Below are 13,573 nucleotides of genomic sequence, written 5' to 3' on the forward strand. Positions count from 1 at the left end.
CGTGAGCAGTAATCGGTGGCGCGCACCGGCGTACGGATTCCTGCGCTGTGATGGGAAGCATGAAGCTGCCCGATCCGCCGACGGAGAAGTCGTTCCCGTCGCCGCTGCATCACCCGCGCACGGCCACCATGATCGGCCGCTGGCTGGGGATCGCCGTGGCGATCTGCTTCCTCACCGGGCTCTTCAGCCATCTCCAGCAACAGACGCCCAGCTGGCTGGACATCCCGACGCGGCCTGCCTCCTTGTACCGCGTGACGCAGGGCCTCCATGTGCTGACCGGCACCGTGTCGGTCCCACTCCTCCTCGCGAAGCTGTGGACCGTCTATCCCAAGCTCTTCGCCAAGCTTCCGTGGCCGCCGAGCCGCAAAGCGCTCGGCACAGTGATCGAGCGTCTGTCCATCCTCGTCCTCGTCGCGGCGATGGCTCTCGAACTGTTCATCGGCTTCCTGAACACCCTCCAGTGGTATCCCTGGCCGTTCCCCTTCAAGGAAACCCACTACGCGCTCGCCTGGATCATCATCGGCGCCCTGCTCGTCCATCTCGCCGTCAAACTCCCGCTCATCACGGCCCATTGGCGAGCCACCCCAGCAGACCGTACGCCGATCGCCGCGCACTCCGAATCGTTGCCGCCAGCAATCACCGGGCTGACCAGGCGAGGCCTGTTCCGAACCGTGGTGGGCGCTGGAACCCTCGTCGGCATCGCCTCGATCGGTCAATCGGTCCCGGCGTTCGGGCCCATCGCAGTACTGGCTCCCCGCAGGCCAAACGTCGGTCCGCAAGGCCTGCCCATCAACCGCACCGCCAAGGACGCCGGCGTGACCGCGGTCGACGCCGACTGGCGTTTCACGGTGCAGGGACCGCAGCAGCTTTCCTACTCTCTCGACGAGCTACGTGCCCTGCCGCAGAGCCGGTCGAACCTGCCGATCGCCTGTGTCGAGGGATGGAGCCAAGGCGCCCACTGGGAAGGGATCCGGATCCGCGACCTCCTCAAGCTCTGCGGAGCCCCCGAGGACGCGCGGCTGCGAGTCGTCTCGATGGAGAAGGGCGGCTTCTACGCGACCAGTGAACTGCCACCGCAGTTCGCGTCCGATCCCCTCACCCTGCTCGCCCTCAAGCTCAACGGCGACGATCTGGACCTCGACCACGGTTTCCCTGCCCGCATCATCGCCCCGAACCGCCCCGGAGTCCTGCAGACGAAGTGGGTCCACCGCTTGGAGGTGCTCGCATGACGAGCCGCCCAGCCGACCGTGCCACTGCGGCGGAGAGCGCCGCCGCGGGCGCAGCCGTCCCGCCAAGCGAGCGCAGCGCCGACGGCACGACCGCCAGTGGCGCCACTTCCCCCCGCGCTGGAGGCGAAGGTGATCGGGCCAACAGCGCCCTGCTTGTTCGTGGGGCGCTCGCCGTGCTGGGAGTCGGAGTCGGGCTTTGGGGACTGCGGCTATTACTGCAAGCCGTCACCGGCGGGGCGCTCTTGAGACTGCCTCTCTGGCTGGGCGGCGCGGTGGTGGTCGACGATCTGCTCCTGATGCCGTTCACCCTGGCCGTCGGGTGGCTGGTCACCCGCTGGTCGACCGGCCCCGATCGGCACCGCTTGGTGACCACGGTGCGCACGACCATCCTGTACGCCGGCATCACGACCCTCGTCGCGATCCCGCTCCTGATCCGCCAGGGCAAGGGCGTCAACCCGACGGTGCTGCCCCGCAATTACCTTCTCGACTGGTTGTTGCTGGAGGCCACAATCCTGCTGACGGGAACCGTAGTGGCGGTGATTCAGCGCAGACGCTTGACGTTCAGGAGGTCACGGGCCTCGTCCGGGCTCATCGGCGGACGCTGAGCCAGCGTCGCCAGCGCGGCAGCCCGCTCGACGAGTTCCGCGTTGTGCGAAACGGGCTTGCCCTTCGCCAGAGTCAACGTGTCCTCCATGCCGACCCGCAGGTGGCCGCCCTTGGAGAGCGCCGCCAGGGCGACCGGCAGCGTGCTGCGTCCGACTCCGGTGGCGGACCACGAGGTCACGGCCGACGGAAGACCGTTGACTGCGGCAACCAACGCGTCCGTGGTACCAGGCATGCCGCCGGGGACGCCCATGACGAGATCGCAGTGCACCTTGCCGCCGTACGGCAGGCCGAACTTGTCCAGCAATCGGTGCAGCGCAGCGACATGACCGAGGTCGAACAGCTCGAACTCGGGCACGATCTCGCGTTCCTGGGTGAGCCGGTAGAGCTCGGTCACGAACGGCCAGGGGTTCATGAACACGTCGTCGCCGAAGTTGACCGTACCCATCGTGAGCGAGCAGGAGTCCGGTGCCGCGTCCAGGACCCGCAGCCGATGCTCGAACGGGTCGGTGACCGCGCCGCCGGTCGACAACTGCACGATCAACGCGGTGTTCTCGCGGACGGCGGTCACGGTCTCGCGCAGCCGGCCGAGGTCGAGCGTCGGCCGGTGCTCACCGTCGCGGATGTGAATGTGGATCATCGCCGCGCCGGCGGCCTCGCAGCGCTTCGCGGTCTCGACCAGCTCCTCGAGCGTGGTCGGCAGCGCCGGGCAGTCGGCCTTCGCGGTCTCGGCACCGGTGGGGGCAACGGTCAGCAACGTCGACGTCATGAACGAATCGTGCCAGATCCGGAGGTGAAACGAGATATTTGCCGGTCTGTGGGCGCGAATACCGGACATTCTCCCGAATGGCACACTTCTGCCCATGAGAGCTGTTGTGCAGCGGGTGACGAGAGCTTCGGTGGTCGTCGAGGGCGAGGTGGTCGGCTCGATCGACGAGCCGGGATTGCTGGTGCTGCTCGGCGTCACTCACGACGACACCGTCGAGAAGGCGGCCGCACTCGCCGCCAAGATCTGGACGCTGCGGATCCTCCGCGACGAGCGGTCCTGCTCCGACGAGGGCGCGCCGATCCTGGCGATCAGCCAGTTCACCTTGTACGCCGATACGCGGAAGGGCCGGCGCCCTTCGTGGAGTGCGGCCGCACCCGGTCCGATCTCGGAACCCTTGTACGACGCGTTCTGCGCCGCCCTGGAGGATCTCGGCGCCAAGGTCGCTCGCGGCCGCTTCGGCGCCCACATGGAGGTCACCCTCGTCAACGACGGCCCCGTCACCCTCACCCTCGAAAACTGAACCCCAACAAGCAAAACCCACCAGAGCAGACTGCCACGCGAGGAACGCGCGGGAGCACGGCGAGCACGGGAGCACGGGAGCACGGCGAGCGCGGAACGCGCGGGAGCACGGCGAGCGCGGCGAGCGCGGAACGCCCGGGAGCACGGGAGGCGCGGGAGGACGGGGGCGCGGAACGCGCGGGAGCACGGGAGGCGCGGGAGCACGGGGGCGCGGAACGCGCGGGAGCACGGGAGGCGCGGGAGCACGGGGGCGCGGAACGCGCGGGAGCACGGGGACGCGGGGGCGCGCGGAACGCGCGGGAGCAGGGACGCGGGCAGCGCGGAACGCGCGGGAGCACGGGGAGCACGGGGAGCATGGGAGGCGCAGGAGCGCGGAACGCAGGGAACGCGGGACCCGGGAACGCGGGACCCGGGAGCGCGGGGAACGCGGGAGCGCGGGGAACGCGAAACGCGGGGAGCGCGTGGGGAGCCCGGGAAGTGGGGACGCGCGGGGCGCGCAGCGCGTAGTACGGACAAGACGGACCCCCGGGCCGGATCGGTGGGATCCGGGACCGGGGGTCCGGGGTGGTGCCCGTCTGAATCGGTGAGGTTCGACTCAGGGTGGGGTGGTGGCCGGCTTGATCAGCCGATCACACCGGCGGCCGAGTGGCCCACGATCACCTTGGTGTTCAGGCTGTAGACGTCGATCACCAGGGCGTTGACAGAGATGAACCGGTCCTTGCGCACGACCTGGTTGAAGGTCAGCTTGGCGATACCGGGGATGTTCAGCGTGGCGTTCGGCTGGTTCGGCACGGAGTAGACCTTGTTGCCGACGCGGATGGAGACCACGTCCGAGCTGTAGGCCAGACCGACCTTGCCGTCCTTGGTCTTCCACGCGGACGCCGACGACTCGATCGCGCCGATGGCGAGGTTGCCGACCTTGACGCTGGCCGTCTTCGAGGTGAAGGTGATGGCGGCCTTGTCCTTGCCGATGTAGCCGTTCTTGGTGGTGGTGACAGCACCGACGAACGCGACCCGCGGGATGTTCAGCTCACCGACGGAGACCCGGACGGTCTTGCCCTCGGTGCCCTGGCAGGTGGCCTGGTACGACGTCGGGCCGGAGGTGACCAGCTTGTCGACGTTGGCCTTCGTGCCGTACGCCTCGCCCGTGACCATCGCGATGGACGGGGTGGTGACCTCGGCGCGCGTCTTCAGGATCGCGACGTCGACACCCTCGGGCACGAACTGGTTGCGCACGTTCGCGTGCACGACGACGGCCTGCGCGTACGAGTAGATGCCGGTGCTCGTCTTGACACCGCCGACGCGGTTCAGCACGACGTAGCCCAGACCCGGGATCGCGATCTTGGTGTTCGGCTTCGGGTTCAGCAGGTTCGGCAGCGACACGGCGCCGATCCGGATGGAGGCGAAGGTGGTGCTGCCCGTGTACTGCAGTTTGCCGTCCTTGTACCACGCGGTGGTCGTGGTCTTCGCGCCCGTGATGTGCAGCAGGCTGCCGAGCCGGATGTCGGCGGCGGTCGCGTTACTGGTCACACCGTTGCCGCGCGCGTCGTTGAACGAGTGCGTGTCGGTGGTGACCGTCTTCGCGACGGCCTGGTTGTTCACGTTCGCGGTCGCGAGGTCGTTGCTCTGCGACGCGTGCGGGTTCGTGGTGCAGCTGATCTGGCTGAGCACCTGCGGGCCGCTGTTGACCAGCCCGCTCTTGGCGTCGGTGCCGATCGAGTAACCGCTGTAACCGAAGACCTCGGCGGCGGACGCCGAGCCCGAAGTCAATGCGATCGTAGAAACCACGCCGACGGCGGCGGCGACGCCGACCGCGGCAAGCTTCTTGTATCCGATGCGGGGTCTCATGACCCCTCCTCCCTGAGTGATGACGTGACCCTAACGAGCGGGCCAGGACACAGACACAACTCAGGTGGTCGCGGTAGGTAACGAGAAGAGCGCCCTCCGAGATCAAACCGTTACATAGCCTCCATGGTCGAGAACTGCGAGGTCTTGTCGGCGAAAGTCGTTTGTGCGTTAGAGAAATGCCGAAAGGGCCCGGACGCGCAAGGTCCGGGCCCTTCGGGGCCTGCTACTACTTCCTGGGGACGGGGTCAGACGGCTACGGCCACCTCGGCGACCTCGCCGTACTGCGCCACGACCTGGCGGTCCACCGGCTCCGCCTTCGGGGCCAGCGTCCGCAACGTCCACGAGCCCGGCGCCGCGAAGAACCGGAAGTGCCCGGTCGCCGAGGTCGGCACCTCGGCCGTGAACTCACCAGTGGAGTCCAGCAACCGCACGTAGGCGCCGCCGACCGGCTCCTCGCCGCGCAGTACCTGGCCCTGGATCACGGCTTCCTTGTCGACGTCGACACCCTTGAGGTCGAGGCCACCCTGCTTCGCTCCGCACATGGTCAGGCCTTCCCGGGCTCGTCGCCGAGGGCAACCGGTACGCCGACCAGCGAGCCCCATTCGGTCCACGAACCGTCGTAGTTCTTCACGTTCTCCTGGCCGAGGATCTCGTGCAGCACGAACCAGGTGTGCGCCGAGCGCTCACCGATCCGGCAGTACGCGATGGTGTCCTTGCCGAAGTCGACGCCCGCGTCGGCGTACAGGGTCTTCAGTTCGTCGTCGGAACGGAAGGTGCCGTCGTCGTTGGCCGCCTTGCTCCAGGGGATGCTGGCCGCGGTCGGGATGTGACCCGCGCGCTGCGCCTGCTCCTGCGGCAGGTGGGCCGGGGCGAGCAGCCGGCCGGCGTACTCGTCGGGGCTGCGGACGTCGACCAGGTTCTTCACGCCGATGGCGTCCTTGACCTCGTCGCGGAACGCGCGGATGTCGAGGTTCTGCGGCTTCGCCTTGTACTGCGTGGCTTCGCGCTTCACGACCTCGTCGGTCAGCTCGCGGCTGTCCAGCTCCCAGCGCTTGCGGCCGCCGTCGAGCAGGCGGACGTCGCTGTGCCCGTAGAGCTTGAAGTACCAGTACGCGTACGCGGCGAACCAGTTGTTGTTGCCGCCGTAGAGCACGACGGTGTCGTCGTTGCCGACGCCGCGCGACGACAGCAGTGCCTCGAACTGCTCCTGGTTGACGAAGTCACGACGGACCGGGTCCTGGAGATCGTCCTGCCAGTCGATCTTGATCGCACCGGCGATGTGACCGGCGTCGTACGCCGAGACGTCCTCGTCGACCTCGATCAGCACGACGTTCTCGTCGGACTTGTGCTCCTCGACCCAGTCGGCCGAGACGAGCGCGGATTCCCTGCTCATGTGTGCTGCTCCTCAGGTGGTAGTAGCGGTTCAGGTAGTAGTAGCGGTGCTTGGCGTACGAATGCGTTGGATCAGCAGATAGGCCTCGCAGCCGAGGCAGAGCCCGACCGCCGCGTTCACGAACGCGGCGACCAGGGCGAAACCGGTGGCGACCACCCCGAGCACCTCGGCACCGGCCAGGTAGCCGATCAGGCCGATGACGGCGAAAACCAGCCCGACCAGCTGGGCGAACCGGGGCGGCGTGGCGTCTTCCGTCTCCTTCGGCGGATCGAGGCGAGGCCGGATCAGCCGCTTGAAGAGCTGCCCGTACGGCGAGGCCTGGACGCCGAACGCGACCGAGATCGCGAACACGACGGCCTGAACAGCCAGCGGCCACGGGCTGTTCAGTACCAGCGTCAACGCGAGGACAACCGTCGTGACGCCGGCCGCGAAGCGGAGTCCGCGGGGGTCGACCTGGGATTGTGCTGCCGTCCGACTGGACATGACGACTCTCCGGTGGGAGGTGGAACGAGCCGGGTCCGCCCGAAGACGCGGAAGGCGACGTACTGGGAACCGTGCTCAGCGACCGGTTCCGGAGCGTTCGAGACGCCGCCTGGTCAGCAGGGACGACACAGGGACGAGCGCATGCGGCAGTTGTCCACTGCCCTGCGCTTGGTCAGCCATGTCGTGTACTCCACGGCACCGAGAGTACGGAAAGCCGGCAGGCCCGGATCCGATTGTCCCACTGCTTGAGACAACTGATCACTATGCGAGAAGACACACGCTGAGTGACCGGTTGTGCGTCAGCGGTGGCGGGTCTGGTTCCCGACGACGACGTTGGTGTCCGCGACCTTGTCGTGCAGTGCCTGCTTCTTGTCGTCCCAGAGCGGCCAGAGGTAGTCGAGCAGTCCCAGCAGTCCGAACAGGGTGCCGACAAACGGGACCGCGCCGAGGATGCTGAGTGCGCCGTACAGGCCGAAGCGCTTGAGGACGGCGACCGGGGTCGGCGGACCGGCGACGTCACGGAGCCGGACACTGATGCCGACAGCCATCTTCCCCGGCGTCGCGCCCTTCCTGGTGAGGAAGAAGAACTCGTAGACGAAGTACACGAGCAGGGCGATCCCGGTGGCCGGCAGGATCCACTTGTAGACGTCCCACGGCAGTGTCGTGTTGAACCGCGGCGTCGAACCGGCACGCGCACTGTCGAACATGTCGCTCTCGTAGTCGAGAGCCGCCTGCAGGTAGTGGTACCAGAAGTAGCCGGTGAGCGGGAGGCTCACGACCATGACGATCAAGCCGTCCAGGAACCTCGCCCCGACGCGCTTCCACCAGCCCGACAACGGCACACCATCGGGCGTCGCCGGCACCACGGGCCCATAACCAAAGCCCTGCTGGCCGTACTGCGGCCCGCCGTGCTGCGGCTGCCCCTGGTGAGGCTGTCCGTACTGCGGCTGGCCGTAGTGCTGCTGTTGTCCGTACTGCGGGGCCTGGGCCGGCTGCTGCTGCGGCCGACCGAACTCGCCCTCGTACGGCGGTGGGCCCGGCCGCGGGCGGCGGTGATCGGTCCACGCCGTGCCGTCCCAGTACCGCTGCGAGGACAGGTCCTTGGGATCGTCGTACCAGCCATGCGGAAAGCTCACCGGCACAGCATCCCGCACACCGAGGTCGTCTGAGTAATCAGGCAGTGAGAACTCAGCGCGGCTGGTGGTCGACCGCCACACCCAGGGCGGCGATGACATCGGGTTTGCGAGGCTGGCCGCTGGCGCGAGTCACGATGGCGCCGGTCGCGTCGAGGACCAGCACGGTCGGCGTACGGAGGATGTCCAGCCGGCGAACCAGGTCGAGGTGCGATTCCGCGTCCAGCTCGACGTGCCGGACACCCTCGACCATCGACTCGACCTCGGCGAGCGTCCGCCGGGTCGCCCGGCAAGGCGCGCAGAAGGCGGACGAGAACTGCAGCAACGTCGCCCGCTCGCCGAGCTCGACCCCGAGGTCATCCTCGGTCAGCCGAACCTTGTCGTCCGCGTCGCTCTCGACCTGCTCTCGCACCGCTGCCTTCCTGACCGGGTGCGTCCCGCGGAAGCGCCCGTCGAACCGTGATTTGAACACGCTGAGACCGACGCCGACGGCGACCGCACAGACCAGCACGATGATCCCAGGACTCACAACAATCCACGGTACGCCGGTGCTCTTTCAGCTCAACCGCACGTTCATCCCTTGGACCCGAACGGGGGCGGGCCGAGGATCTCGATGCCGCCGTTGGCCTGCGCGGAGGCGTGGATCCGGCCGAAATCGACCACACCGGGCTGGTCGGGATCGAACGGCTCGCTCGCTCCCCAGTAGAACTCCTGGCCGATGCCGGGGGTGAGCAGGCAGAGCACCCGGGCGGTCTCCGAAACCACGAGGAACGCGTGCGGCATCCCGCGCGGGACCAGAACGAGGCCGCCCGGGCCGACCTCGCGCTGCTCGCCGTCGAGGTACATCAGGATCCGGCCGTCCAGCACATACATGGACTCGTCGGCCTCCGGATGCAGATGCAGCGGCGTCGTCTTGCCCTGCTCCATGTTGTCCTCGAACAACAGATACGCCCCGTCGGTCTCGGTCGCGGTGGCCATCCAGCGATGCGCTCCACCGCCGAAGAACCAGCGCCGGTCCCCCTCGTCGGCCGCCCTGACGATCGCGTCCCGCAGTTTGCTCACAGCCATCGCTCTCCCCGCCTTCCAAGTTTGTGAGACTAGAGTCTCACCACGAGACTGCGGTATCATGAGCGCTGTGTCAACACCGTACGAAGCCGGCGGGCGGACCCGGCAGAAGCAGCGGACCCGGGACGCCCTCGTCCAGGCGGCGAAAACGCTGGTCGCCTGCGGCGTGACGCCGACGATCGAGGAGGCGGCGGCCGAAGCCGGGATCTCCCGCCCCACGGCGTACCGGTACTTCGCCAATCAGCGCGCGCTACTGGCCGCTGCCCACCCGGAGACGGACGCGACCTCGATGCTGCCCGCCGATCCGCCGGCCGAGCTCGCGCACCGGCTGGACCTGGCGATCCGGACCTTCCTCGGGCTGATCGTCGAAACCGAGGCGCAGCAACGAACAATGCTCCGGCTGTCCCTGGAAGCCGACCCGGTCGAACGGGCAGCACTGCCGCTGCGCCAGGGGCGGGCCATCGGGTGGTTCGAAGAAGCGCTCGCACCCCTCGCGGATCAGCTTCCGGACGGCGCGATCCATCGGCTGGCGATCGCGATCCGCTCGGCGGTCGGCATCGAGGCCCTCAGCTGGCTGACCGACGTCGCCCGGCTGTCGCGCGAGGACGCCGTCGAGACGATGAGCTGGACGGCCCAGGCGATGCTGCACTCCGCCCTGGCCGGGCACCTTCCGCCGGCTCCGGTTGAATAGCGGTATGGACAACGGGCTGGTCGTGCGGGCGGGGGTGGTGATCCCCGAGTCGGAGCTGGAATGGCGGTTCTCGCGTTCCAGCGGGCCCGGTGGCCAGTCCGTGAACACCACGGACAGCCGGGTCGAGCTCAGCTTCGACGTGGCCGCGACCACAGCCCTGAACGACGTACTGCGTGAGCGCGCGCTCGAGCGACTCGCGTCGCGCCTCGTGGACGGCGTACTGACCGTCGCTGCCTCTGAGCAACGGTCCCAGTGGCGCAACCGCGAGGCCGCGCGGATCCGGCTGGCCAACCTGCTCCGCGAGGCGATCGCCGCACCACCCCGCCCGCGCCGCCCGACCCGGCCGAGCAAGAACGCGATCCGCCGCCGCGCCGAGGACAAACGCCGCCGCAGCGAAACCAAACGCCTCCGCGGCCGGCCGTTCGACTGACGCCAACGACTTCCTTCCCGAACACGTCGAGGGTGCGCTTTCCTCAACCGGTGCCGCTCGTACAAGGGACGGCTGGTGGCGTCAGTTGGTCCCCAGGGGTCGTTAGGCTTCCGCTCGTGCAGGAAACGGGGAACGCGGAGCCGGAGGAACTGCCGGATCTTCGCGATGTGAAGGTGCGCGGCCGGACACTCCGGACCTGGGTGATCGGGGCAACGATCGTCCTGCTGGCGATATCGGCGGCATTCGGCGGGCTGAAGAAGGCCGCCGACCAGACGCCGCAGGTAGCAGCCGGTACGCCCATCGACGCCGGGCGGTTCGAGGTGACGATCGACCGGGTTGTCGTCGTGCCCGACCTCAAACCGCTGTTCACCCCGGACCCGGGCGGCACGCTGATCGCGGTGGTGACCAAGCTCAAGCTCACCGACGACACCGGTGTCCGCCCCGGCGACGACGGCAACGGCCTCATCCGGCTGATCGGCGTACCGGGCATCAAGGACACCGACGCACCGCTCGGCACGACCAATGTGCGGGACCAGACCCGCGACCCAGTGCTGACGCCGGGGTACGCCGAAGAGGTCGCGTACGTCTGGAAGTTGCCGAAGGCCACCAAAACGCCGGCCGAGGTGAAGCTCACCGTCCAGGGCTACGAGCACGTCGACGAGTCCGTCCTGGATCACCACGAGAAATGGAATCCCGACAAGCTCGCCGCCGAGAGCACCGTGCCCGTGAAGGTGGTCAAATGAGCGGCCGGCGGATCGTGAACGTCGGTCTCACGGTTTTCGTACTGGTGGCGATCGTCGCGCTGTACCGATGGACACCGACCCAGCAGGACTTCCAGCAGCCGGTCGCCGTCAACGGGGTGATCGGCAAGCCCGTCCACACGCCTCGTTTCGACCTCACCGTCGACACGGTCCGGATCAGCAAGAAGCTGCGCGTCCCCAGGACGACCCCGGATCGCGACACCCTGTCGGACTTCGTCGTCATCGACGCCACGGTCAAGGCGACCAAGGAGCCGATCCACCTCGGCAAGGTGCAGATCCGTACCTCGGACGGCTACCTCTATCTCGGCTCCAACCGCAGTGGGTTGCAGGACGTCGACCTGACCGGGTTCCAGTTCGCGCCCGACATCCCGGCCCGTGGCTCGTTCGTGGTGGAGATGCCGGCCGACAAGCTGCCTGGCGCTGTCCTGCTGGTGACGGAGAAGCCGTTCTTCACCGATCTGGAGCCGCAGGCAACGATCTCGCTGGGAGTGAAGAAGGACCAGTTGGACGGTCTGCGTCAGGACGTGGCCGTTCTCACCACCGCGGACGCCTCGTGAGCGCCGCCCGGCGGTCCCGGCACGGCTGGCTGCGCACGAACACGGTCGCCCTGCTGTCGCTGGTGGCCGCGATCCCCTTGTCTGGTTGGGTCTTCGCCCACAGCGACTACGAGTCCTGGCGCAACTCCGAACCGCGCGACCCCATCGTCGTCGCGGCCGGCGGTACGGCGTACATGGGTGCCACCTGGTACGCCGCGACCACGGAGGTCGACCCGGAGCAGTCGGATCAACGCGACACCCCGGCGGAACTGCCGGCCGGAACGGTTCGGGTGCGGGTGTACTTCCGGCTGCGGGTGGACGACCTGTCCAACCTGGAGAAGGGTCTCGGCGGTTGCCAGATCCACCTGCGGGCACCCGATGGGCGGACATGGGACGAGTCGATCCTGGAGGACGCCTTCCAGGACCGGCCGACGGGCTGCACCGGTGGGTACGACGACAAGGTCCAGAGCTTCCGGCCGCCGGCGATCGCGCAGTACTACGTGAAACCGAAGGCGGGGAAGCCGTTCGAGACGGTGGCGGTGTTCGTCGTACCGAAGGAGGTCGCGGCTACTGTGCAGCCGACGATCACCTGGGCTACGTCACTGCCTCACTATCTGGCATTCCCGAGGTAGCGGCAGTCAGGTCGGTGACGCTGTTGTCGTCCGGCGACGGGACGACGGCCCTCGTCCGCGGCCGCAGGTAGCCCGCGAGACCGCCGATCATCCGGTCGTACGCCGCCGCGAGCAAGCTGATCTGCAAGGCGATCTTGAGACCGTCGGTGACCAGGCTCAGAGGTTCGTCGATAACCTTCCAGAACTCCAGCGAGTGCGGTCCGAGGACGTAGTCGCGCAGGATGATCCCGACCTCGCCGGCCAGGTACGTGACGACTGCCCAGGCGAGGAAGTAGCCGAGCATCGGCCGGATCCCCGAGCGGGCCACCAGGCGGAACGCGGAGATCACCGGCGTCCAGCGGTCCTTCCAGTCCGACACCATCGAATTCCCCGCGGCGCGGACGATCTGCGGCGTGCGCTGCCAGCGGTGCGTGATCCGGTCGAACCGCCAGCGCACCTGCTGCGGCTTCTCGGCTTTGTGCACGGCCCGGCCGTAGATCACCGCGGTCATCGTGATCCACATCAGCGGCAGCACGGCCGCGCTCCACAGATCACCGATGCCTGCAGCAAGGAATCCGGTGACGGAGTCCCAGACCTCGCGGACCTTCTCCACACCGAGCACGTGATCGAGCACCCAGATGTAGGAGTCGTGCACCCACAACCAGACCTGCCGCTCCTTCAACCAGGTCTTCGGCGAGGGGATGAACGACGTGGCCTGGTAGGCGACGACGAAGATCCACAACGCCTCGAGATAGGTGACGAACAACTTCCGGACCGGACCGCCGTCGGTTCCCTTGCGCTTCTTGAAGACCAGCCTGAGCAGGTACGCGGTGACGCCCAGCCCGATGAACAACCAGGTGGACAGCGCATGCAGCCCGGTCGGCTGCGCGGCGACCGTGCCGCCGTTCATGACGGTGGCGCCGATCTCGTTCACCCGGTGAACGGCGAGGCTGTACTCGTAGTCCATCGCCTCCGACTGGAGGAACTTGTACGCCGCGTAGAAGGCCAGGAACGGCAGGAGTGCCGACGCGATGGCGTCAAGCGGCCGGTGCTCCTTGCCAGGCTCCATCCCGTCGGGAGCCAGCACACCCTCGGCTACAGCCCTGCGATGAAAGGGCAACTCACCCCGTAGTACGAGGAACATCGATACATACATGGCCAGCGACACCAGGACGACCAGCGCCAGTACGGCGATGCCCGCGGCCTCCGCCTTCGCACCGGCCTGCACCGCGACCCACTGCACTCCGCGATGCACGAGTTGCGCGATCAAGAACACAGCGAACAACCGAGGCCAGGCCCTGCCGAACAACGCCCCGGCCCGCCCGACCGTAGTCAGCAAATCCCCCGACTCCTGTGCCACCCCCAAAACCTACCGCCCCCCAGGTCCGCCAAGCGCACACCTCGACCCTGCGGACCCGGCCTGTGGATAACTAACTCCCCACACCCACCCAAACGATTAAACTCAGCAAGGAAGAGCAGGGGCGGGCACACGCCAGCTCGGC

General features: G+C 67.9%; 17 protein-coding genes. 8 read left to right on the plus strand and 9 right to left on the minus strand.

All coding sequences use genetic code 11. The annotated features are described in order from the left end of the window. Positions 1-59 precede the first annotated feature (59 nt). Both EV138_RS12310 and EV138_RS12315 read left to right on the plus strand, forming a co-directional pair. A complete protein-coding gene (locus tag EV138_RS12310) occupies positions 60-1,229 on the plus strand; it encodes a molybdopterin-dependent oxidoreductase (protein ID WP_133978806.1) in 1,170 nt (389 codons plus the stop codon). After that, positions 1,226-1,834: a hypothetical protein gene (locus EV138_RS12315; RefSeq protein ID WP_133978808.1), complete on the plus strand. Its 609-nt coding sequence runs from the start codon at positions 1,226-1,228 to the stop codon at positions 1,832-1,834. The genes EV138_RS12310 and EV138_RS12315 overlap by 4 nt, the downstream gene beginning before the upstream one ends. Here the strand turns inward: EV138_RS12315 and EV138_RS12320 are convergent. Beyond that, positions 1,771-2,601 (minus strand): beta-keto acid cleavage family enzyme, encoded by an 831-nt coding sequence (locus EV138_RS12320; RefSeq protein WP_133978810.1) that lies wholly within the window; start codon positions 2,599-2,601, stop codon positions 1,771-1,773. The genes EV138_RS12315 and EV138_RS12320 overlap by 64 nt on opposite strands. Before the next feature lie 94 nt (positions 2,602-2,695). Here EV138_RS12320 and dtd point away from each other — a divergent pair, with 94 nt between their 5' ends. After that, complete coding sequence (gene dtd, locus EV138_RS12325) at positions 2,696-3,121, plus strand: D-aminoacyl-tRNA deacylase (RefSeq protein WP_133978812.1); 426 nt, start codon at positions 2,696-2,698, stop codon at positions 3,119-3,121. Positions 3,122-3,741: 620 nt separating this feature from the next. Here dtd and EV138_RS12330 read toward each other — a convergent pair. The 7 genes from EV138_RS12330 to EV138_RS12360 all read right to left on the minus strand — a co-directional run bounded on the left by EV138_RS12330 (position 3,742) and on the right by EV138_RS12360 (position 9,045). Further along, positions 3,742-4,968 carry a choice-of-anchor P family protein gene (locus EV138_RS12330; RefSeq protein WP_133978814.1) on the minus strand — a complete coding sequence of 409 codons (1,227 nt, stop codon included), beginning with the start codon at positions 4,966-4,968 and terminating at the stop codon, positions 3,742-3,744. A 245-nt stretch (positions 4,969-5,213) separates the two neighbouring features. Next, positions 5,214-5,510, minus strand: a complete 297-nt coding sequence (locus EV138_RS12335; protein WP_112247742.1) for a DUF1416 domain-containing protein — start codon at positions 5,508-5,510, stop codon at positions 5,214-5,216. Between the two features lie 2 nt (positions 5,511-5,512). Next, complete coding sequence (locus tag EV138_RS12340; RefSeq protein WP_112247744.1) at positions 5,513-6,361, minus strand: sulfurtransferase; 849 nt, start codon at positions 6,359-6,361, stop codon at positions 5,513-5,515. Between the two features lie 30 nt (positions 6,362-6,391). Then, a complete protein-coding gene (locus EV138_RS12345; protein WP_133978816.1) occupies positions 6,392-6,844 on the minus strand; it encodes a DUF4395 domain-containing protein in 453 nt (150 codons plus the stop codon). A gap of 299 nt (positions 6,845-7,143) precedes the next feature. Then, positions 7,144-7,980: an RDD family protein gene (locus tag EV138_RS12350; protein WP_166678564.1), complete on the minus strand. Its 837-nt coding sequence runs from the start codon at positions 7,978-7,980 to the stop codon at positions 7,144-7,146. Between the two features lie 52 nt (positions 7,981-8,032). Beyond that, on the minus strand, positions 8,033-8,506 hold the full coding sequence (locus tag EV138_RS12355; protein WP_202866699.1) for a TlpA family protein disulfide reductase: 474 nt from the start codon (positions 8,504-8,506) through the stop codon (positions 8,033-8,035). 44 nt (positions 8,507-8,550) lie between these two features. Then, positions 8,551-9,045: a quercetin 2,3-dioxygenase gene (locus tag EV138_RS12360; protein ID WP_133978820.1), complete on the minus strand. Its 495-nt coding sequence runs from the start codon at positions 9,043-9,045 to the stop codon at positions 8,551-8,553. Between the two features lie 67 nt (positions 9,046-9,112). On the opposite strand from EV138_RS12360, the gene EV138_RS12365 reads away from it, so the two are divergent. The 5 genes from EV138_RS12365 (at position 9,113) to EV138_RS12385 (ending at position 12,092) form a co-directional block, all read left to right on the plus strand. Next, positions 9,113-9,733 carry a TetR/AcrR family transcriptional regulator gene (locus EV138_RS12365; protein WP_133978822.1) on the plus strand — a complete coding sequence of 207 codons (621 nt, stop codon included), beginning with the start codon at positions 9,113-9,115 and terminating at the stop codon, positions 9,731-9,733. 4 nt (positions 9,734-9,737) lie between these two features. After that, positions 9,738-10,163, plus strand: coding sequence for an alternative ribosome rescue aminoacyl-tRNA hydrolase ArfB (arfB, locus tag EV138_RS12370; protein WP_133978825.1), 426 nt, complete (start codon positions 9,738-9,740; stop codon positions 10,161-10,163). 116 nt (positions 10,164-10,279) lie between these two features. Then, entirely contained in the window at positions 10,280-10,906 is a 627-nt protein-coding gene (locus EV138_RS12375) for a hypothetical protein (RefSeq protein WP_238158083.1), read from the plus strand. Next, positions 10,903-11,481, plus strand: coding sequence for a hypothetical protein (locus EV138_RS12380; RefSeq protein ID WP_133978827.1), 579 nt, complete (start codon positions 10,903-10,905; stop codon positions 11,479-11,481). The genes EV138_RS12375 and EV138_RS12380 overlap by 4 nt, the downstream gene beginning before the upstream one ends. Beyond that, the gene (locus tag EV138_RS12385) at positions 11,478-12,092 is read left to right on the plus strand and encodes a hypothetical protein (protein WP_133978829.1); all 615 of its coding nucleotides are present in this window, start codon (positions 11,478-11,480) and stop codon (positions 12,090-12,092) included. Before EV138_RS12380 ends, EV138_RS12385 begins: the two co-directional genes overlap by 4 nt. Here the strand turns inward: EV138_RS12385 and EV138_RS12390 are convergent. Next, positions 12,055-13,431 (minus strand): hypothetical protein, encoded by a 1,377-nt coding sequence (locus tag EV138_RS12390; RefSeq protein ID WP_238158084.1) that lies wholly within the window; start codon positions 13,429-13,431, stop codon positions 12,055-12,057. The two genes, EV138_RS12385 and EV138_RS12390, sit on opposite strands and share 38 nt — an antisense overlap. Between the last annotated feature and the right edge of the window lie 142 nt (positions 13,432-13,573).

This window comes from Kribbella voronezhensis (assembly GCF_004365175.1).
GTDB lineage: Bacteria > Actinomycetota > Actinomycetes > Propionibacteriales > Kribbellaceae > Kribbella > Kribbella voronezhensis.